This is a genomic window from Cupriavidus sp. FW305-F7, assembly GCF_058782875.1.
The window spans coordinates 97,584-117,990 of record NZ_JBYSYC010000008.1 but is presented as its reverse complement, the minus strand read 5'-3'; the positions used below and the strand labels follow the sequence as shown (position 1 = coordinate 117,990).

Below are 20,407 nucleotides of genomic sequence, written 5' to 3'. Positions count from 1 at the left end.
TTTTCAGTCGAACGCGATGAGCCACTCATAGACCGTAAGCATCGCCATGGCGAGAAGTGGTGCAACACATAGCCAACGAAGCCGTCTCGACGCGTAGCGCAACCAGATTCCCATTATCGCGAGGCAGCAGGCAGCTAGCGCAAGTCCTGCTGCAATCAGGTAGTGTCGCTGCGTCTGGTACGCCCAGAGATTTGCCACCGGCCCCTCTGCACCAAATGGATAGTGCTGGGGTGAATTCCATGCCTGCCAGGCGTCAATCGCGATGATTGCCGTTACCGCTAGAAGCACGCCGCACGCCACCCACTTGATGCATGAACGCGAGGTCAGAGTCCTTTGCATAGCCTTAGCTCTCACAGCAGACGTGCGGGCAACGGGGGTTGATTGAGATGCCTGCTTCATTGAAGAACCTTCCCTCCACTTCAGAAGCGACATGCCCACTCGCGGTGGAACGTACCTCTGGCCTCTCGATGTCCTTCTTGTTGATTCCGAGGTGTTCAAGTAAGCCTGTCATTGAACGCGCCGCGCTTCGGCAAGCTGGCGTGGAATACCGAGGATTTCGTTCTGACGCAGGTACATGTAGACGGTGTACCCGGCCGGAAAGGCCCGACGGGAATTGATGCGCCAGTCGGCAAGGCGCTTCACCTCCGCACCGGATAGCGTGGCTGAGCCGGGCTCGAATACAGCGCTGAACTCCAGGTAGGGCGGTCGGCATGCATTGGCCGACGTAGCTGTGAAAAACAGTACTCCGATCGCGATGAAATGCCTCATCATGGTCTCCAGTCCGACGCCACGCACAGCTCCGGCAAGTACCAAGATGTATCGAACTCTTGTGCGCGCGTCCCTAAGGCAATCCTTAAAGTTGCCCTTCTTCCGCACACGGACGCCGGTAAAATTTGCGCCGCATGTTGCTGGTCGCCGCGCGAGGTCAGCACATGCATCGCTTCGCGTCACGGCGCTCTCCCAACGACTCAATGACTGCAATGCAGGAAATGAACACAAGCGCGCGCTGGCGCCGCATCGCCCTGGCGCTATTCGGCGCCGTCCTTCTCGCCGACGCCATCGCCTTAATGACCATAGGCCTGTTCAACTTCGGCATCGTCCTGCCAGGTTGCATCGGCGCGTCATTCCTGCTCCTTGCATGGCAGTGGCCCCTCGTAGCCCACTGGCGAGCAGCCAGCCACAGGCGCCAGCAACTATGGCAAGCAGCATGGATCGCGTTCGCCCTATGGCTGGCGACAGTGGCCGTCTTCTTCTACAACATCCACCACAACACCGAAGTCGCCATCCCAGGAAACTCCCCCGTAAAAGCCATCATCATCCTCGGCTCCGGCACACCAAACTGCGTCGCCTCGCCAACGCTGGTTGCGCGGCTGGATCAGGGCTTGAAGCACGCTCAGCAGTGGCCGCAGGCGAAGGTCGCGGTCAGTGGCGGGCAGGATTTCGGGCTGCGGTGCCGGGAAGCGGACATCATGGCTGAGTATCTGATCGCCCGCGGTGTCGCAGCAGACAGGGTCATCCGGGAAGGGCGCAGTACCAGCACGGAGGAGAACCTGATGTTCAGCCGGCACTTGCTTGAAGAGCAGGGCGTCGCCGCCACCGATCCCATTGTGGTGGTGACCAGCGATTTCCATGTACAGCGGGCGGTGCGGATTGCCCGGAAGGCAGGATTCGGGGAGGTCGCCGGAGCCGGGGCTGGAACACCACTCTACCTTCGGTATAACGCCTGGCTCCGTGAGTACTTCGCGGCTATTAGTGGATGGGTGTTGAGGGAGTATTGACTCCTGCGCAGCCCGGCCCTCAAGACAATGTGGCGAGCAACTTGTTGAAGTTGCGTTTTGCGCGATAGGTCTCGCGAATCTCCTCCAACTCGCGGCTGAATTCCGCTCGCTCCCTCAGCTTTATCCGCAGACTGCCGATAGCGCGTACGATTTCAAGTGCTTCGTCATAGCGCGCGTTGCGTGCACCGCTATCTACAGCGACGGGCAGTAGCTGCTGATAGCCAGTTGACGATAGCAACGCAACCCGCTCTCGCCCAGAGGTTCTGCATACGCTGGCAGGACATCCTAGAAGGTGTCCCATCCTCCCTCTGCCTGCAGCCGGAAGAGTCGCTCCGCGAGCTTCATCGGATCGGGGCCGGTCTGTTTGCATGCGTCGAGATGGACAGACGCCAGCGCGAGGATGGCAGGCATCACCCCGCCGCCGGAATCGTCAATCTGCTCGAGACTTTTTTCCGCGCCGGCAATCGCCAGTTCCGACAGTTCGACCACTTGCGCCGCGTGCGGTCCAGCGAGCCTCTGGCGCAACACGTCTGCCAGCGACATCAGGCTATCGCCGTATGCACCCTGGCTCCGACAGCGGCGCCGAAATGTCTGTGGCGAAAATGCCTTAGCCCCCTTTTGGGGGGCGTCAATCAGGCCGGAATGGCACATAGTCGCCCACGTGCCCACGAGTCGAACGGGGCATGATCACGACGTGCCGCTTTCGGCACACGCCGGCCCGGCTCCGCGCGGTGAGCACGGGACTGGAGTGCTGCTGCTTGTCGGGTTCGCTGACCTCGACTAGCCTGCTATCGATGTCGATTCTTCGCTGCGCTGCGATACCCATTTGATGCCAGAACGCTCGACCACCCGATATGGCAAGGCGCTGCAGCGCCTGCACCAGGTCTTTTCCCCGTTGAACCTGGCGGCGGCGGCGTGGCTGATTGCAACATGGGCGTTCGCGGCGTTTCAGCTCGTGAGCGAGCGGGACCGCTTGCTGCACGACGCCGCGGAGCGTACCCAGGCGCAGGCCCAGGCGTTCGGCGCGTACTCGAGATCCAGCATCCTGCGGCTGTCCGAGTTCCTCCTCGACCTGCGGGCCAGTTGGCTGGTCGGCCAGCCGGGATTCATCGACATGGTGCGTGAGCGGGAGAACTTGGTGGTGGACCTGTCGTTCCAGGTGTCGGTGATCGACAAGCATGGCCTGCTCATCTACTCGTCCATCGCCCCGCCCGCGCCCGGCCAGAAGGTCGACCTGAGCGGGCGCGAGCATTTCCGGGTCCATCAGAACGCGGGCGGGCGCGACATGCTGTTCATCAGCGACCCGGTGAAGGGCAAGGTCTCGCGCAAATGGTCGATCCAGTTCACGCGCCCCATCCTGCGCGCGGGCAGCTTCGACGGGGTCATCGTGGTCTCGGTCAGTCCGGAGCAGTTCGCCAGCTTTGCGCAGTCGTTCACAAACCGCGATGGCGAAGTGGCGTCGGTCATCAAGACTTCCGGCCAGGTCCTTGCGCGCGTGCCGGCCATGGAGGGCACGCTGGCCAGGGCGGTCAGCAACAGGCCGTACCTCGCCAGCGGGTCGCCCCAGTCTGGTAGTTATCGGGCGGTGTCGGGCTCCGAAGGCGTGGAGCGGGTCTTCGGCTATTACCGTTTGCCGGAGTTCGGGCTCAATTTCGTGGTGGGCGAGTCGGTCGGCCTGGTGCTGGCGCCCTACGAGGTCTATCGCCGCGTTGCCCTGGCCGGTGCCATTGCTTCCACGCTGCTGCTTGGCCTGTTGTACTACAGCCTGCGCCGCTCCATGGGGGAGCGACAGCGCCATATGGAGGAGATGCGGCTGGCTTCGCTGGTCTATTCGTCCAGCAGCGAGGCCATGGTGGTGACGTCGCTCGATGGCACCATCATCGACGTGAATCCGGCCTTTGCCGCCGCCACCGGCTATACAGCCAAGGAGGTCAAGGGCCGCCCGGGCTATATCGTCAGCGGGGCAGGCAATGTGGCAGGGCTGGTCGAGCGCCTGCGGGCCACCGTGGCAGCCAAGGGCAGATGGAGCGGCGAATTCTCGATCCGCCGCAAGGACGGCAGCGAGTTTCCCGCCTACCTGACCGTGGATACCTACCTGGCCCACGCGTATGGCGAGCGCCGCCGCGTTGCGCTGATCCATGACATGACCGAGAAACGCCAGGCGGAGGAAGTCATCCGGCACCAGGCGAATTTCGATGCGCTCACGGATCTGCCCAACCGCCGCCTGTTCTTCGACCGGCTGAGGCAGGAGATCGAGCGTTCGCGCGGCACGCAGGATGTGCTGGCGCTGCTGTTCATCGACCTGGATCGCTTCAAGGAGGTGAACGATACCCTCGGCCACGACCAGGGCGACCTGTTGCTGCTGGAGGCGGCGCGGCGTATTGCGGCATCGGTGCGCGCGTCGGATACCGTGGCGCGGCTGGCCGGCGACGAGTTCACCGTGATCCTGTCCGCTGTGGGCGATGCCGGCGTTGCCGGGGGCATTGCCGAGGCCATCCTGGAGCGGATTGCCGCGCCTTACCACCTGGCCGGCGAGCTGGTGGTGGTGTCGGCCAGCATCGGCGTGGCGACCTACCCCAAGGACGCCGACAACGCCGAGGACCTGCTGGTGTGCGCCGACCAGGCGATGTTTGCCGCCAAGGAGGAGGGCCGCAATCGCTGGAAGGTCTTCACCCAGGCGCTGCTGCAGGCGGAGAGGGAGCGCCTGCGCATCACGCAGGACCTGCGCACGGCGCTGGCGTCCGGCCAGTTCGCGCTGCACTACCAGCCCATTGTCGATCTGCGCACGGGCAAGGTCTGCAAGGCCGAGGCCCTGATCCGCTGGGACCATCCGGCGCGCGGGCCGATCCACCCGGCCGATTTCATTGCCGTTGCGGAGGAATCCGGCCTCATCATCGACATCGGCCGCTGGGTGCTGACCGAAGCGCTGGACCAGCTTGCGCGCTGGCAGGTGCTGCTGGGCAAGGGCTTCCAGATCTCGGTCAACAAATCACCAGTGGAGTTCTGCGCGCCTGCGAGCGGGCCCGAGTCCTGGTCCAGCATGATCGAGCGCAGGAACGTTCCGGTGGGCAGCCTCGTCATCGAGATCACCGAAGGCTCGCTGATGGAGCAGAACGCCGATGTCATGGACCAGCTCTCCCGCTTCCAGGCGGCCGGCATCGAGATCGCGCTCGACGACTTCGGCACTGGCTACTCGTCCTTGTCGTACCTGCGGCGCCTGGACATTGACTACATCAAGATCGACCAGTCCTTCGTCCGCTCGCTGACGCGGGGCCCGGACGACGTGGCCTTGTGCCGCGCCATCATCAGCATGGCGCATGCGCTGCGCATCCGCGTGATTGCCGAGGGCGTCGAGACCGAGTCGCAGCGCGACATCCTGGTGGCTGCCGGCTGCGACTACGGGCAAGGCCACTTCTTCTGTCCGCCGGTGGAGGCCAGCGCGTTCGAGGCCTACGTGAGCGCCGTGACTTGAGGCGGGCGGCGTCCTTCGGTGCCTTGGTCGGGGCTCGTCTGGGCTTCGTGCTTGCGTCTCCAGCCGCGAGTTCTTGTAGGCGATCTCCAACACGCGGGAGAAGTGCTTTTGACTGCGTCGACGGCCCTGCCGAAGAACCCCTTTGCCGTGGCGCAGACCTTCGTAACGACGGGCAGAATCGCAGACGCTATCGGCGCCGGCAGGCTCTGCACGCGGATGCCCGTTGCTACGGAAAGCAGCTGAAGCGTCGAATAGGCGGCAATGACCACGGAGAAGCCTGCCGACACGCCGGTACCAGCCACCAGCTTTAGCGCGGCGTTAAGGCCGTTTGTCAGGATCTCGCTGGTGGCCTTTCGCCTGGCTCCGTGAGTATTTCGCTGCGATCAGTGGATGGGTGTTGAAGGAGTATTGAATCCTATGTAGCTAGGAGCTGCTCTCAACGGAAGCCCAGTCACCCCTCCATCAACCAGGCGCGCCAACTCGAGGTCGAAGGGCAGCACCCAAAGACTAAGGTCAGCACTGAACCGAAAGGCCGGCAATGGATGTTGAAAGGCCTGGCGGCGAGGATAGATAAGCGCCAACTCTCCTTTCCCCGCGAGGTACTTTTGACCGTAGGCATAGAGCTGATAGAAGTCCGCCTGGCTCAGGCCGTAGGCACCTGCCTTATTCCCGGCATCCAGCAACTTCCACTTCGTATCCAGCACCCAACGCTCCCCCTCATGCTCTATCAGCAAGTCCGGGCGCAGTTGGAACATGGTCGCGCCATCGTGCTCGCATAGTGATTGGCGGGAGGCCTGGGCAGTAAGCCGCGCCCCCGCTGCCAAGTCAAGTTGGAGTCGCGCCGCAACATATCGCTCGAACAGCTTTTCCATCGGGAACAGCAAGCTGATGCCGTACGACTTTCCAACGACAGAGAATGGCATCTGGCGCGACAGCACCAGTTCGCACCATGGCTTAACCGCCTGATAGTGCGCCATCAGGCGGTCTGTCCGCCAGCGCTTGAAATCTTCGTCAATGCTCGCGCTTCTAGGAACGTCCTGAAATAGTGCTCGCAACTCCTGCGCAAGCCGCCAACTTGTTGGGTTTTGCGTTTGCTGACAGATGAACTCAACGGCCTGCTTCAGCAGGCGGTTCTCCGCGCGATCTGGCGAGAAGACGTCGTGACGTGTCTGGAAAATGTGCTGGCGCCCCAGAGGCTGACGCATCTGTCGAACGGCATCCAACTGGCCGCGTAGATGGCGCTCCTCCGCCTCAACGCGCAAATAGTCAGACCGCACACCGCGTTTCACTAGATGGTCCAACGCGGACAAGAATTGTGCGATCACCCACTCCGTCAACGGGGAATCAAACCGTTGAAGTGAAGTCTCACCTACCTCGCGAACGGGAAGGTCCATCGCGCCTGCAATCATTCGGCGCAACAGCGCCCGGCTCTTGCCGACGTCGCAGGTTCCATCGTCATGCTTGGGAAGAATCTCCACTCGGGTGCCGCAGGGCGTCTCGACAACGCCGACGTAGTTGTCGAGCCTTAACCAGCGACGATCCTCAACTTGCAGCAGCGACGAGCCTGATGGACTCAGTTCCGCATTCAAGCGGCATAGCCACTCAAAGGCAGTGGCAGATACCTGAGCCCGATCCAGAGAGTTTGCCGCAAGAGGCGCCATCGTCAGCCTGGCGTACTCCCGCACCGTGACAAAAGTGGTCACTCAGCCATGACTCCGCCATGCTCAATGACCCCCGCATACGCTTCAGCGAGCAAGAACGCAGCCTCATTGATCATCCAGCGCTGGTTCTGATCCGTGACGCTTACGCCCTCGCCAAAGAGCTGCGCTACGTTACTTGCAGGCTTCTGAATGAACCGGTGTGCTGCCACCTTCCGATGATCGTTGAGGACCCATTGGATACGCTGCCAATCCTCGAAGAAATATTCCTGAAGCAATGGGATGAGCTTCGACTGAAACACTTCACCCAGAGCCTCTATCGTCGGTGTGTCGACCAGAGACATGAAGTATGCGTGGCCAATGCAATGGTCGCGGTCAAGCAAGAGCTCAATCCGTTCGTTCATGACGCGCAGCATCGCACCCACGTTCACGCCGGAAATCTCCACCGCATCCAGCAGTTCCGGTCTCGGCGGCATCTCGCGGAAGCTGAAGCGGCGCCGCAACGCAAGATCCAACCCAGCCAGTGAGCGGTCCGCCGTGTTCATCGTGCCGATCAAGTAAAGGTTCGCTGGTACGCTGAAGCGCTCCTTAGAGTAGGGCAAGATCACCTCAAGGGCTTCCGCATTACCTGCACGTTTCGAAGGCTCGATCAGCGTGATTAGCTCGCCTAGGACACGTGATACGTTGCCGCGGTTGATCTCATCGATGATCAGGACTTTGGCATCTCGCGGCGCCGGACCTTCATCGTCGGCGGGGGAAGTCGACCGAGCACGGGTTAGGCGTTCGACCAGCGCAGGGAGTATGTTGTTGTAGCCATTGACTAGGTAAGGCTCCAGAGATGACTCGGACACCTTCTCGAACACCCGCTTTTCCTTGATGTCTTCGATGGTTAGCTCACCCCGGCGCACATAGTCCGCAAGCATCTTGAGCATCCGCATGCTGAATGCCAACTCATTTCCGTTTGGCTTCTTCAACTCCAGGACGTCTGCCGATGCGTTCGTGACGCTGTAGGCGCGTCCAAACACCTCACCCACGTGGTATGGTGCACCGCTAGGTACACGCACACCACTAGCTGGCTTCGTCTGAAGCAGCGCTTCCAGCTTCTCCATTTCAATTGCGCCCGGACGAAGCTCATACAGTGTCATCTGACTAAACTGATTTGCCATCAATTGATCCAGCGGCAACGACGGCTTATAGACGCGCAACCACCGAACTGCACGACACTGCCCGTAATTGTCACCTTGCTCGTCGCGCTTCAGGCGTTGGTAGTCCCCGGTAATCTCGCCAATCGCGCGGAACTTAGTATTGCCGTCCGTTACCACGACTAGGTCTCCGATCTTCATCTTGAGTACGAATGTGGAGACGGCGGTGATTGCGTAGGCATCCTCAGCGACGACGGTCCCGGCTTCCTGAAAGCACCTGATGATGTCGTCTCGCGTCTTGCTCCCGCCAAAGTCGATCGTCCCACCGTAACCATGCAGGGCATAGCCCTTGTCGATGCACTCATCAAAAATGTACGCATCGCTTCCCAGCGTGTTGCCCAAGGACATCTTCCATACCCTTCGGCCCTTGAGATCAAGAGGCGCCTCTGCTGCCTTTGTCACCTTCGCGGCGGCCGCCTCACAGAGACTTTTGAAGACGCCATCCACGACCGAGTAGGTTAGCTGCCCGTCTTCAGTATTTTCTGCACGTATGCCTTCCACAAAGTCTTCGTAACTGAAGCTCTGATGAAAAGTGACGAAGCGCACGTGCCCAGCCTCGACGAGCGAATCGAAGTGTCCCTTGATGGCAGCGCGGTCGGAGCGATTCGCAGCGAGAAATTCCGGGGCAAGAATCTCCAACGCCGTGTTGATCGTTTCGTATGTCTTTCCTGTACCTGGAGGACCGAAAAGTATCTGGTTGAGCGGGAGCGATTGATTCATATTCTTGTGTGTATCCGCTGAGTGTTCGACTACATCCGCTTCGTCTGTACTGTCATACGCATCGCATAGAGCCAAGAGGGCCTCCATGTCGGGCACCACGACCTTAACCATGGCGCTGCCCACAGCAAGCGTCGGCGCGTTAGCGGCAATATTGCTGCTCCGCGTTCTAGTCTCCGAATAGGATTCCACGTCCCGTAGTTGCGACCGAATTGAAGCAAGCCAGGAGCCGGCACTGAGATAGATCGTTGTCTTCTTGTTATCGAGCGCGAGGGCGATTTGACGCCCACTGGACGTCGAATATCCAGCCATCTTCTGGGTTGCTGGCTTGACCGGCGTAAAACGGTCAGACTGATCCAGAAATGCCTTGGCCTCGTCAGTGGTGAGCTCGGTGCTAAGCTTGTCTTGGACATTCGCCCACACCGAATCACCGTACTCGAAGATGCCCCAGCCGTTGTCATGCTCCATGAGTTCCCGCTGGAGCGTGGAGACCTTCTTCTGCTTACTTCCCACTGCAGCCTGCAGGTACTCCAGCTTTAGCACAGGCAAAATGGTCGGATGCTGTCGATCCTGATAAAGGAAGGCGAGCTTCCATTTGACGACCTGCCCAAGGTCAACTTCATCGATTGCCTCGAGATTACCTGTGCTGGCGGCGTTGGCAACCTGAACAACTTTGCTGAGGACCTGAGCAAAAGCTGCCTCAGGCGTATCGCCATACTTGGCGTACCACGCGTATTGTTCCCCGTAGTATCGGTCCCCGTCTCGTTTTGCCTCGCCAGGCTTCTTTCGTGAGTAGATCCCAAACTTGAATGCGGACCCTCCCCACACCGATCCCAGCGCTTCGGTTTTCGCCTCAAGCCAGTAAACAAAGCAGTCTTGGTTTCCTGCTTCGCTGTACTGCTGCAAGCTCATACTGGAGAGTTCTTCCAGAGGCCACCGGTTGAGAAATGCATCCCATTGCGCATTGCGAGATTCTATTGGCTCGTTCATTTGGGGGCACAGAATTATTGTTGTGTACTGCCGGCAATTCGAGATCACTAACGTGGCACCCCTGGGGGCGGACCGTTCGACATCGACGACTGCTTTCGCGGAAGTATACTGGGCCAGTCGCTTTTCTGCGTAGCAGGCGAGCTTATCCGCCACGATATTCACCACTCGCCTTGAGGGCGAAGTGAAGGACCGCCTATTTGCAATCCAACTGGAGTGGGGTGTGATGAACCACGTGCGATTCGTCGTACACTTCAGATACGATCCCCTCACCCCCTTCGTTGATACTGGCAGAGGCCATGGCGAAACATCTGCTCCTCGTCGATTTCGAGAATGTATCGAAACTCGACCTATCTCCGCTCGACGATAGCTACGAGACTTTGATCTTCGTAGGAAACAAGCAGCAGCCACCAAAACGGCTCACCAGACAAAATGGGAAATTCTGCCGAATCGACTTTCAGAAGATCGAAGGGAGCGGTCGCAATGCGCTGGACTTCCATATTGCATTTCATTTGGGCCGGACTTTTGAGACCGCACGTGACAGGGTGTGCTTCGTGCTCTCAAACGACAAAGGCTATGACCCGCTGCTGAGCTACCTCAACCAGAATGGCCTCAGTTGCCGGCGGATCAGCAGTCTTGATGAACTCGCGATACCCCCAACCAAAGACACATCACCATCCCCTGCAGATCCGGAACGAACCGTTTGCCCTAAGTGCAAACGCGCAAGCACGATCGAACATCACGGCGGCAGATGGTGTACGTACTGCGGCCGCTTTGCCTCACCGCCAGATCAGCGACAGTTGCCGTCGAGCACACTACGCGATAGCGGCGCACGAGCAAAATCAGTAATCAGGTTTCGGCCCGTCACACTAGGATCAAGATCGGGCCTGCGATGTACACGCTGCAGCCAGCCAATGGCGCCTGGCGACGGGGTGTATGACGATGGGGAATGGACCTGCTGGGGCTGTGTTCGTCGCTAGGTAGGAACAACGAATGCCCTGCGGCAAGTAAACACAATGACGCGCCGGCGCCGTATCGGACTCGCCCTATTCGAGTGAAGCTCCGGGCTTATGGAACGCCACCGTACCAGGATACAAACGGCGCGAGACCAGTTGACTCGCGCCGTTTGCTTTCCAGCGCTGCTCATCCGTTGGGCGGGTAAGCAGGCTCTCCCTCGTCAGACCAATGCCTGCAGGCGGTCGGCGGTGTCGACCAGCTGTTGCCTGAGCGGCAAAAGCAGGGCGTGGAGGCCGATGCTTTGGGGGATGGTGTCGCTCTGCAGCTCCAGCAAGGTCAGGAAGGACTGAAGGCCGGCGGTGACGCGCAGGATGTCGTCAGTGGCTTCGAGGATGCGGCCCTCTAGGGTGACGGCCTCCGCGAGAGCTCCCCCGCCAAGGCCCGCCCGAAGAGGGCGCATGGCGCACGGACGAAAGGATACTACTGATAGCTTCGTCCCGTGCACCGTTGCAGCGTTAAATCACCGGCGCGGTGTTAGTTCTTCAGTCGCGAGGCCGTGCGGGGCATTTGCGACGCGAGGGAGGTGTCAGGAATTCTGTGTGCTGAGGTCGGTTAAATAAATCTCAGCGTAGGGCGTTGGTGAAGCGGTCACCGAAGAGAATGGCGAACTGGTTGGCCGCTTGTTTCCAGGTGATGGGCGGCATCTTCCAATCCTTCTCGATGTTGCGCAAGGCCAGGTACAGCAGCTTGCTGGCGGCTTCGTCGCTGGGGAAGTGGCCCCGGTTCTTGACGATCTTGCGCAGCTGCATGTGCATGCTCTCGATGGCGTTAGTAACCGGCATGATAGGAACCGGTGCCCGTCCTCTCCTCACCGCGTAACTTGGTGTATGGTTCGACCATCCGGGACAAGGGGCACCGGGGAGCACTTCGGGTGGGCAGGCCGTTCATATACGTTGAGCTGCGAGCTCGTGTTAGTAGTTGGCCGCCGAGGCGACCGGCAACACGATCGCCATCGCGAACGTGCTGACAGGTCATGTCGGCAAGGTGATTTGTCGCCAACCCCTTGCAAGTCCGCCTGATCGCTGAAGCCCGCGTGAAGACGGATAAGATCGCAGCTTGGCGGTCTCGACAACGGAGCGGCCGCCAACGATGTAGACCCCGACCGCTACATCGACAAGCGCTCAGGCAAGAAGAACATCCTGTTCGAAAATGTGCCTATTGAGACAGTCATCGATGGACTGCTTGAGCGGCTGCGAATGGGCGACGGAGATGACGCCGTGCTGAGGGTGGGCTGCGTTCTCGCATTGCGACAACTCATAAAGGACGGACAGACTCACGCTGATGTCTTTATTATCGGCGAACTCGTGGCGCAAACTCGTAGTAAGACGAAGGCTGGCGCTATTAACCAGGTTTTCCAGGGCAAGAATCCCGACACTACGGACCGCTCACAGTTGCTGTATAGCGGTGACCGAGACTTTGCATCGGCAAGCCGCGTTTCGTTGCATCTTCGCGCTTTCAATCTGCTGAACGCAAAGACGAAGACGCCGGAGGAGCAGGGCGTGCCATGGTTCGCCATGCACGTGCCGGAATCGCTCAAGAAGCGACTGCTGATACAAGCGGAGGGCGTGTAAGTGCAGGCTTCTCTGTGGCAACAGTTTCAGGCGCTTGGAAAATCTAATGAGGGAGAGGCATCGAGGACAATCCGGTGCGGTGCCGGACAACGGCATCTCCTGCTGAAAGGCGAGCGTGACGAACCGATTCTTTTGCTCGCGACTGCACAAAGGCGCTCGCCCAGGGCGCCTATCAGGCTTAAGCACGTCAGCATCCAGTTTGATGCTCGCTACGAGGTGACCGCCACTGACACCGGGAAATCGTCGAGCGAATGGTTTTGCAAGGTCGCGTGTGATGCCGGCAGCGCGTCGTTGCATGGCTACTTTGTCGAACTACTTGCGGCGACAGCAAACTCTCTTCCAGGTCAACTCGATGACTCAGCGGTTGATGAGGCCGTCGAGGCGCTGATGGAACTGTTCCGAAAAATGGCGACGCCCTCACGGGCATCCATGACGCGGCTCTGGGGAGAGTTGCTTCTCATCAATGCCTCGTCGTCACCACAAAGGATGGTGGACGCGTGGCATGTCGCGCCAACCGACGATTTCGATTTCGCCACTGACGGTTTCGGGATTGAGGTGAAATCGACGACCGGCACACTTCGAGAGCACGAATTTTCGCTGCGGCAGGTCCGGTCCGAACGGCCCGATGACTTCATAGCCAGTGTTGTTCTTCGCAGCAGCGCAGACGGTTTATCGGTCCTAGACCTTGCCCGACGCATCTCGCCGCAACTCTCAGACGCGGGGCAAGCAAAGCTGTGGCAACTGGTTATCGAGACCTTGGGCGACGACGCTGAGTCGACCGAGTGGCAAGCGTTTGATGTGGCGTCTGCGACAGCATCGATTGTGCTAGTGCCAGCTACACTTATACCGGCCCCTTCTATTGCTCCGGGCGATGCTCAGGTCGTGTCGGACGTTCGCTTCAGGGCGCAGATTGGAATTGTCTGCAGTCAACATGCTGTGCCAGTTTCAACTCTCCTTTGAATTCGTAAGGTATGGCCGCCGTTCGGTAGCCGGCCTTCGATGCCCGCACCCGTCGGACGGTTAGCCGCCTTGTTCTCTTCGAGCGTGTGGGCGTCGTCGAGGCGGCGAATGAACAACAGGTAGGTGATTTGTTCCAGCACCTCCGTCGGGTGGAAATGCCTCCAGACCAGAAAGCGTTCCAGATAGCGTCGATTTGGTTTTTGAGTTCAGATTGTGCACGTGCTCGCGGGAATCCGCGGAAGGCGGCGGGACGAACCGCCATATATCCGAACTATCAATAAAAAAGACCCATAAGTTTCTAATCTTATGGGTCTTTTTTTTTCAGGTTATGCGTCTATCTACAGGCAGTTCAAACATCAATATTCCGAGCCACCAACGCATTAGATTCGATGAAATTCCGCCGCGGCTCCACCTCATCCCCCATAAGGGTGGTAAAGATCTGGTCAGCCGCAATAGCATCCTCAATCTGCACCTTCAGCAAACGGCGTTGGGTAACATCAAGCGTAGTCTCAAACAGCTGCTCAGGGTTCATCTCACCAAGACCCTTATAGCGCTGACGCGAAACGCCACGCTCAGCTTCGGCAAGCAGCCATTGCATGGCCCCGTGGAAGTCGTTGACAGTCTGATCGCGCAGCTTTTCGCCTTCACCCCGCTGCACCTTAGTCCCTTCCGGAGTCAGCCCTTGGAAAGTCTTAGCAGCATTGGAAAGCGCGGCGTAATCAGCACCATGAACAAAGTCCGCATCCAGATGCGACAGCCGCACGTTGCCATGATGGCGCCGCGCAATCATCAACCGATGCTTATCCGTCTTCTCATCAAACTGCGCATAGACGTCAGCGGTACCGTCGTCATTCACGGCAGCCCCAATCAACGTCTTGGCATGCATCTCAGCCAGCTTAGCCTTCAGCGCCACGGCAGACGCCTCAGCGGCAGCAGCGCTATCGAGATCCAGCGCCACCCCATCAGCAATCGCGCGCAGGGCATCGGTATCAACCACACGTGACAGGCGAGAGATCACGCCTTCAGTCAGCTGATACTGCCGCGCCAACTCAGTCAGCGCATCCCCATTGATCTCCGTACCATCCGGCCGCACCAGCACAGCCTTCTCCATCGCCAGCTTCAGCAGGTAGGCATTGAGCTCGACATCGTCCTTGATATAGCGCTCTTCCTTGCCGTGCTTGATTTTGTACAGCGGCGGCTGCGCGATATAGACATAGCCGCGCTCGATGATGTCGGGCATCTGACGGTAGAAGAACGTCAGCAGCAGGGTGCGGATGTGCGAGCCGTCCACGTCAGCATCGGTCATGATGATGATGCGGTGGTAGCGCAGCTTGTCCAGGTTGTAGTCGTCCTTGCCGATGCCGGTGCCCAGTGCGGTGATCAGCGTCAGCACTTCCTGGCTGGACAGCATCTTGTCGAAGCGGGCGCGCTCTACGTTCAGGATCTTGCCCTTCAGGGGCAGGATGGCCTGGAACTTACGGTCGCGGCCTTGCTTGGCGGAGCCGCCTGCGGAGTCGCCCTCCACCAGGAAGAGTTCTGACAGGGCGGGGTCTTTTTCCTGGCAGTCGGCCAGCTTGCCGGGCAGGCCCATGCCGTCCATCAGGCCCTTGCGGCGGGTCATTTCGCGGGCCTTGCGGGCGGCTTCGCGGGCGCGGGCGGCGTCTACGATCTTGCTGCAGATGATCTTGGCGTCGCCCGGGGTTTCCAGCAGGAAGTCGCTCAGGGCCTTGCCGACGAGTTCTTCCACGGGCAGGCGCACTTCGGACGAGACCAGCTTGTCCTTGGTCTGCGAGCTGAACTTGGGCTCGGGCACCTTGACGGAGAGCACGCAGGACAGTCCTTCGCGCATGTCGTCGCCGGTGGTTTCCACCTTGGCTTTCTTGGCGACTTCATTCTCTTCGATGTACTTGTTGATGACGCGGGTCATCGCGGCGCGCAGGCCGGTCAGGTGGGTGCCGCCATCCCGCTGCGGGATGTTGTTGGTGAAGCAGAGCACCTGCTCGTTGTAGCCGTCGTTCCACTGCATGGCCACTTCCACGGCAATACCGTCTTTTTCGGTGTTGGCGTAGAAGATGGTAGGGTGCAGCACGCTCTTGGAGCGGTTGATGTACTCGACAAAACCCTTCACGCCGCCGGAGAAGGCAAAGTCTTCCTCCTTGCCGGTGCGCTGGTCGACCAGCTTGATGTGCACGCCGTTGTTCAGGAACGAGAGCTCGCGGATGCGCTTGGAGAGGATCTCGTAGTGGAACTCGACGTTGGTGAAGATTTCTTCGTCGGCCAGGAAGTGCACTTCGGTGCCGCGCTTGTCGGTGGCGCCGATGATCTTCATCGGCGAGACTTCAACGGACTGGCCGTCGGGGCCGGTCACGGTCTCGACGATGCGGTTCTGTACGTCGCCCTTGGCGAATTCGATCAGGTGGACCTGGCCGTCGCGGCGCACGGTCAGGCGCAGCCACTTGGACAGGGCGTTCACGCAGGACACGCCCACGCCGTGCAGGCCGCCGGACACCTTGTAGCTGTTCTGGTTGAACTTGCCGCCGGCGTGCAGCTCGGTCATGGCGATTTCCGCCGCGCTGCGCTTGGGTTCGTGCTTGTCGTCGAACTTGACCAGGGGCGGGATGCCGCGGCCGTTGTCGACGATGGAGATCGAGTTGTCGCTGTGGATGGTGACCTGGATCTCGGTGCAGTAGCCGGCCAGCGCTTCGTCGATGGAGTTGTCCAGCACCTCGAAGACAAGGTGGTGCAGGCCGGTGCCGTCGGAGGTATCACCGATATACATGCCCGGGCGCTTGCGTACCGCCTCCAGGCCTTCCAGGATCTGGATCGAAGAGGCTCCGTAGGTGTTTTCCTGCTGCGGGTTCTGCTGTTCGGTCATGTCTTTCTACTCACGGCAATGGCGGAATTCGGGCCGGGCCGGCATAGCGGCGGGGCGCGAAAGGGTCCGCATGGCGGGTTACTAAAAACGGCAAAAGGGGCGGATCGTCGTTTCGATCCTGCCCCCGCTGCGGGATGGTCATCCCCAGGACGTCCCGGCCTGGGCCAGGTGTCGTTGCGTGCCGTTTGCTGCTCCGGTTCTTGTCTGGTCTGGTCCTGTTACCGGATCATCAGATGCGCATCGGCATGACGACGTACTTGAAGTTGTCGTCTTCCGGCACGGTAATCAGCGCACTCGAATTCGAGTCGCCGAGGCTGACCTGCACCTGCTCGCTCTTCAGGTTGGCAAGCACGTCAAGCAGGTAGGTCACGTTGAAGCCGATATCGAGCGCGTCGCCCGAGTAATCGAGTTCCAGCTCTTCCTGCGCCTCTTCCTGGTCGGCGTTGGTGGAGCTGATCTTGAGCATGTGCGTGTCGAGGATGCAGCGCACGCCCTTGAATTTGTCGGTCGTCAGGATCGCGGTGCGTTGCAGCGCCTGCTGCAGCCGCACGCGGTCGATGGCGAAGGCGTTCTTGTAGCCCTTGGGGATCACGCGCTGGAAGTCGGGGAACTTGCCTTCCACCAGCTTTGAGATCAGTTCGATATTGGCGAACGTGAACTTGACCTGGTTGGCGGCCAACTGCACCCGCACCGGATCGTCGTTGTCTTCCAGCAGGCGCTGCAGTTCCAGGATGGTCTTGCGCGGGATGATGACTTCCTGGCGCGCGCCCACGCCGACGGCTTCGGTTTCCAGCTCAACGCCGCAGTACGCCAGGCGGTGGCCGTCGGTGGCGACTGCCATGACTTTCTTGCCTTCCACCACCAGCAGCATGCCGTTCAGGTAGTAGCGGATGTCCTGCTGCGCCATGGCGAAGTGGACCATTGCCAGCAGGTGCTTGAAGGTCTTCTGCGGCAGGCTGACGCTGGCGTTGAATTCGCTGGCTTCGGCAACGGTCGGGAATTCCTCTGCGGCCAGCGTCTGCAGTGCGAAGCGGCTCTTGCCGGATTGCACGGTCATGCGCTTGTCGTTGAGCGACAGGGCCACGTCGCCGTCAGGCATGGCGCGCAGGATGTCCAGCAGCTTGCGCGCGGCCACGGTGGTGGCAACGCCGTCGCTGCCAACGCCGCATTCGGCGTGCGTGGTGATCTGGATCTCGATGTCGGTCGAGAGGAAGGATACGTTGGACCCGGACTTGCGAATCAGCAGATTGGCCAGGATCGGGAGGGTGTGGCGGCGCTCCACGATGCCGCTCACGATTTGCAGCGGACGCAGCAGATTGTCTCGCGAGGTTTTGACCAATTGCATTGAATTTATCCTTCGTCGTTTGTAATCGGCGACCGCAGAACGCAAACAACTCCAAATTCACTTAGGAATCAAGGAGTTAATGTGCCATTGTACCAAGGATAAGCCGCTGCGGTGAAGCGGGGCGGGACCGGCCGGCGGGCCAGCTGTGCACAAAAAGCCACGCTGGCGCAAACCGCACTTGCCATCCCGTCCCGACTCACCGCAAAGCCTTATCAGTGGCCATTTTCCGGACACTTGCCCCGGCGACGCTGACGTTAATTCCCCAGGCGCCACGGGATGTCCGTGGCGCGCACCCTACAGTATGCCAGCCCCGAGGGGCCGACCCTTCAAAACGCCTTCCCGGGGGTACCCCGGGCATCGGCCATGCATCAGCCCTTGAGCGTTTGCTCCAGCACGTGTAACTCGTGGTTCAGCTGCGCGTCCTTGCTGCGTTCGTCGGCGATCTTGCGCACGGCGTGCAGCACGGTGGTGTGGTCGCGGCCGCCAAAGAGCTCGCCGATTTCGGGCAGGCTCTTCTGCGTCAGCTCCTTGGCCAGGTACATCGCAATCTGGCGCGGCCGTGCAATATTGGCAGGCCGCTTTTTCGAGTACATGTCAGCGACCTTGATGTTGTAGAAATCCGCGCAGGTCTTCTGGATGTTCTCCACAGAGATCTGGCGGTTCTGCACGGTCAGCAGGTCCTTGAGCGCTTCGCGCGTCACCTCGATGGTGATGTCCTTGCCGTGGAAGTTGCTGAACGCCAGGATCTTGCGCAGCGCACCTTCCAGCTCGCGCACGTTTGAGCGCAGGTGCTTGGCGACGAAGAAGGCAACCTCTTCGGGCACGTTGACGCTTTCCGCGGCGGCCTTCTTCATCAGGATGGCCACGCGCATTTCCAGCTCGGGCGGCTCGATGGCCACGGTCAGGCCCGAGTCAAAGCGCGAGATCAGGCGGTCGTCGATGCCGCTGATTTCCTTGGGGTAGGTATCGCTGGTGATGATCACCTGCGCCCGGTTGGCAATCAGGGCCTCGAAGGCATAGAAGAACTCTTCCTGCGTGCGGTTCTTGCCGGAGAAGAACTGGATATCGTCGATCAGCAGCAGGTCCAGCGAGTGGTAGTAGCGTTTGAACTCGTCGAACGCCTTGCGCTGGTACGCCTTGACCACGTCGGAGACGTACTGCTCGGCGTGGATGTAGCGGATGCGCGCGCGCGGGTTCTCCAGCAGCATGTAGTTGCCGATGGCGTGGATCAGGTGAGTCTTGCCCAGGCCCACGCCGCCATAGAGATACAGCGGGTTGTACGACTTGCCCGGGTTGTTGGCCACCTGGATGGCCGCGGCACGAGCCAGCTGGTTGGCTTTACCAGTGACGAAGTTGTCAAAGGTCAGGATCGGGTTCAGGCGCGAGCGCTCATGCACCGTGTCGCTGGGCTGGTGGCCGGGCATCGGCGTGGCGCCGCCCATCTGCTGGTGGGGCTGATGGGACGGGTGCGGCTGCTGGGGTTGCTGCGGCTGCACGCGGTAGGAGCGGGCGCTGGCCTCGGCGGGGTCCATGTGGACCACGTCGATCTCGCCCATGTCGGCGCCGTGCTGCGGGTGATGCTGGCCGGGGTGCTGGCCGCCCATGCCTGGGGCCTGCGCACGCGCGCCGGCCGGGACCGGGGCTGCGGAGGGCATGCCGACCGGATTGCCGTACTGCGGCTGGCCCATGCCGTACGCGGCTGGGGTGGGGTACTCGCCATAGCCAGGCTGGCCGGGCATGGCAAACGGGGCCTGGCCGCCCATCGGCTGGGCGCCGGGATAGCCGGCCATGCCCGTACCCGGTGCTGCGTGGCCGTCCATGCCGCCCGGGCCCATGCCGGGCTGGGCCGGCTGCATATAGGCAGCGGCACGGCCCGACGCGGCGGGATCCAGCACGAACTGGACGCTGACCTGCGCTTCCCAGTACTCGCAGGCAAGTGCGGTGATGCGCCCCGAAAACTGGCTCTTGACCCAGTCCAGCTTGAAACGGTTGGGCGCGGCAATGCGCAGCGCGTGCGTTTCTTCATCGAACGCAACGGGCGCCAGCGGCTTGATCCACGTTTTGAACTGTTGCGGCGTCAGCTCGCGCTCTAATTGCGCTGCTGCCGCCTGCCAGAAATCTTGCATTGTTTGTTTTTTGGTAATCGTACCCGGCCGCAATTAAGCGGTTCCCCCGGCACGCCACAAGCAGCATCTACGCCGCGCGATCCGGGCCATCCTTACCGTATTAGGAATCAGTTCCGTCCGGTGAGACCTCCGCAGCATGCCAATGCAGCCGCCAGCGAACCTTCAGGTTCGCTGCACTGGCGTGCGTTCAGTCATGCGTTGCCGCGGTGGGAGCCCGGGTTGCGCCTGCGCCACGCAGCCCGTGTTGTGTTTGGACCCGGATTGTACCCCCGCCCCTGAGTTATCCACAAAGGATAAGTCTGTGGACAACTTGTGCAAATGCAGTGGATTTGTGTGCACAACCCTTGCTGTGATGCGGCTTTCCGGGGTGCGGAAACGGGCAAAATCTCAGGCAAAACAGGGACTTCGCCTGTGGATGACTGCGATGGAGGTGGCCCTCGGGACACATGCAGTTACCCACCGATCATTGTGGACAATGGCGCACCACGGGCCCCAGGGCGCTGTGGCAATTGTGCCCTTGCACACAGACTTGTGCCTTGACAGCGCCGGAGAAAATCGTTTAAATGGCGGGTTCTGCGATGCGGCAGGGGATCACGTATGCGCATCGCCGGGTCTGGCCTGTTCGTGCCGTCCGCGCCCACAGGCCACCCCGCCTGCAGCGCGCGCCATTCGGCCGGCAGCAAAGACAGAACCAGAATC

Annotated in this window: 14 protein-coding genes and 2 pseudogenes; 6 read left to right on the top strand and 10 right to left on the bottom strand. The window is 60.4% G+C overall.

What is annotated here, in order from left to right:
• Positions 1-507 precede the first annotated feature (507 nt).
• The gene (locus tag AC3WL8_RS09960) at positions 508-771 is read right to left on the bottom strand and encodes a hypothetical protein (protein WP_148271554.1); all 264 of its coding nucleotides are present in this window, start codon (positions 769-771) and stop codon (positions 508-510) included.
• 200 nt (positions 772-971) lie between these two features.
• Between AC3WL8_RS09960 and AC3WL8_RS09955 the strand changes: the two genes are divergently transcribed.
• Positions 972-1,778: a YdcF family protein gene (locus AC3WL8_RS09955; protein ID WP_492378219.1), complete on the top strand. Its 807-nt coding sequence runs from the start codon at positions 972-974 to the stop codon at positions 1,776-1,778.
• A gap of 285 nt (positions 1,779-2,063) precedes the next feature.
• Here the strand turns inward: AC3WL8_RS09955 and AC3WL8_RS09950 are convergent, their stop codons facing one another.
• Positions 2,064-2,321 carry a hypothetical protein gene (locus AC3WL8_RS09950; RefSeq protein ID WP_371827382.1) on the bottom strand — a complete coding sequence of 86 codons (258 nt, stop codon included), beginning with the start codon at positions 2,319-2,321 and terminating at the stop codon, positions 2,064-2,066.
• Positions 2,322-2,607: 286 nt separating this feature from the next.
• On the opposite strand from AC3WL8_RS09950, the gene AC3WL8_RS09945 reads away from it, so the two are divergent.
• Positions 2,608-5,250 carry a bifunctional diguanylate cyclase/phosphodiesterase gene (locus tag AC3WL8_RS09945; protein ID WP_035817987.1) on the top strand — a complete coding sequence of 881 codons (2,643 nt, stop codon included), beginning with the start codon at positions 2,608-2,610 and terminating at the stop codon, positions 5,248-5,250.
• 383 nt (positions 5,251-5,633) lie between these two features.
• Here the strand turns inward: AC3WL8_RS09945 and AC3WL8_RS09940 are convergent, their stop codons facing one another.
• The gene (locus tag AC3WL8_RS09940) at positions 5,634-6,953 is read right to left on the bottom strand and encodes an McrC family protein (RefSeq protein WP_211980484.1); all 1,320 of its coding nucleotides are present in this window, start codon (positions 6,951-6,953) and stop codon (positions 5,634-5,636) included.
• Positions 6,950-9,817 carry a DUF8426 domain-containing protein gene (locus tag AC3WL8_RS09935; RefSeq protein WP_492378218.1) on the bottom strand — a complete coding sequence of 956 codons (2,868 nt, stop codon included), beginning with the start codon at positions 9,815-9,817 and terminating at the stop codon, positions 6,950-6,952. The genes AC3WL8_RS09940 and AC3WL8_RS09935 overlap by 4 nt, the downstream gene beginning before the upstream one ends.
• Positions 9,818-10,113: 296 nt before the next feature.
• Here AC3WL8_RS09935 and AC3WL8_RS09930 point away from each other — a divergent pair, with 296 nt between their 5' ends.
• Positions 10,114-10,794, top strand: coding sequence for a PIN domain-containing protein (locus tag AC3WL8_RS09930; RefSeq protein WP_211980483.1), 681 nt, complete (start codon positions 10,114-10,116; stop codon positions 10,792-10,794).
• 197 nt (positions 10,795-10,991) lie between these two features.
• Here AC3WL8_RS09930 and AC3WL8_RS09925 read toward each other — a convergent pair whose 3' ends face one another.
• Complete coding sequence (locus AC3WL8_RS09925) at positions 10,992-11,231, bottom strand: DUF1484 family protein (protein WP_492378217.1); 240 nt, start codon at positions 11,229-11,231, stop codon at positions 10,992-10,994.
• A 163-nt stretch (positions 11,232-11,394) separates the two neighbouring features.
• Positions 11,395-11,616, bottom strand: a pseudogene (locus AC3WL8_RS09920) (transposase); the annotation flags it as partial.
• A gap of 142 nt (positions 11,617-11,758) precedes the next feature.
• Between AC3WL8_RS09920 and AC3WL8_RS09915 the strand changes: the two are divergent.
• From AC3WL8_RS09915 to AC3WL8_RS09905, 3 genes and pseudogenes are all read left to right on the top strand, one after another.
• Positions 11,759-11,888, top strand: a pseudogene (locus AC3WL8_RS09915) (IS110 family RNA-guided transposase); the annotation flags it as partial.
• 139 nt (positions 11,889-12,027) lie between these two features.
• Positions 12,028-12,402 (top strand): hypothetical protein, encoded by a 375-nt coding sequence (locus AC3WL8_RS09910; protein WP_492378216.1) that lies wholly within the window; start codon positions 12,028-12,030, stop codon positions 12,400-12,402.
• On the top strand, positions 12,403-13,362 hold the full coding sequence (locus AC3WL8_RS09905; RefSeq protein ID WP_492378215.1) for a PD-(D/E)XK motif protein: 960 nt from the start codon (positions 12,403-12,405) through the stop codon (positions 13,360-13,362).
• Here the strand turns inward: AC3WL8_RS09905 and AC3WL8_RS09900 are convergent.
• From AC3WL8_RS09900 to dnaA, 4 genes are all read right to left on the bottom strand, one after another.
• Entirely contained in the window at positions 13,329-13,502 is a 174-nt protein-coding gene (locus AC3WL8_RS09900; RefSeq protein WP_249221221.1) for a type I restriction-modification system subunit M N-terminal domain-containing protein, read from the bottom strand. The genes AC3WL8_RS09905 and AC3WL8_RS09900 overlap by 34 nt on opposite strands.
• A gap of 209 nt (positions 13,503-13,711) precedes the next feature.
• On the bottom strand, positions 13,712-16,237 hold the full coding sequence (gene gyrB, locus AC3WL8_RS09895; RefSeq protein WP_492378214.1) for a DNA topoisomerase (ATP-hydrolyzing) subunit B: 2,526 nt from the start codon (positions 16,235-16,237) through the stop codon (positions 13,712-13,714).
• Between the two features lie 229 nt (positions 16,238-16,466).
• The gene (gene dnaN / locus AC3WL8_RS09890) at positions 16,467-17,582 is read right to left on the bottom strand and encodes a DNA polymerase III subunit beta (protein ID WP_492378213.1); all 1,116 of its coding nucleotides are present in this window, start codon (positions 17,580-17,582) and stop codon (positions 16,467-16,469) included.
• Positions 17,583-17,950: 368 nt separating this feature from the next.
• Positions 17,951-19,708 (bottom strand): chromosomal replication initiator protein DnaA, encoded by a 1,758-nt coding sequence (gene dnaA / locus AC3WL8_RS09885; RefSeq protein ID WP_153955238.1) that lies wholly within the window; start codon positions 19,706-19,708, stop codon positions 17,951-17,953.
• Positions 19,709-20,407 lie beyond the last annotated feature (699 nt).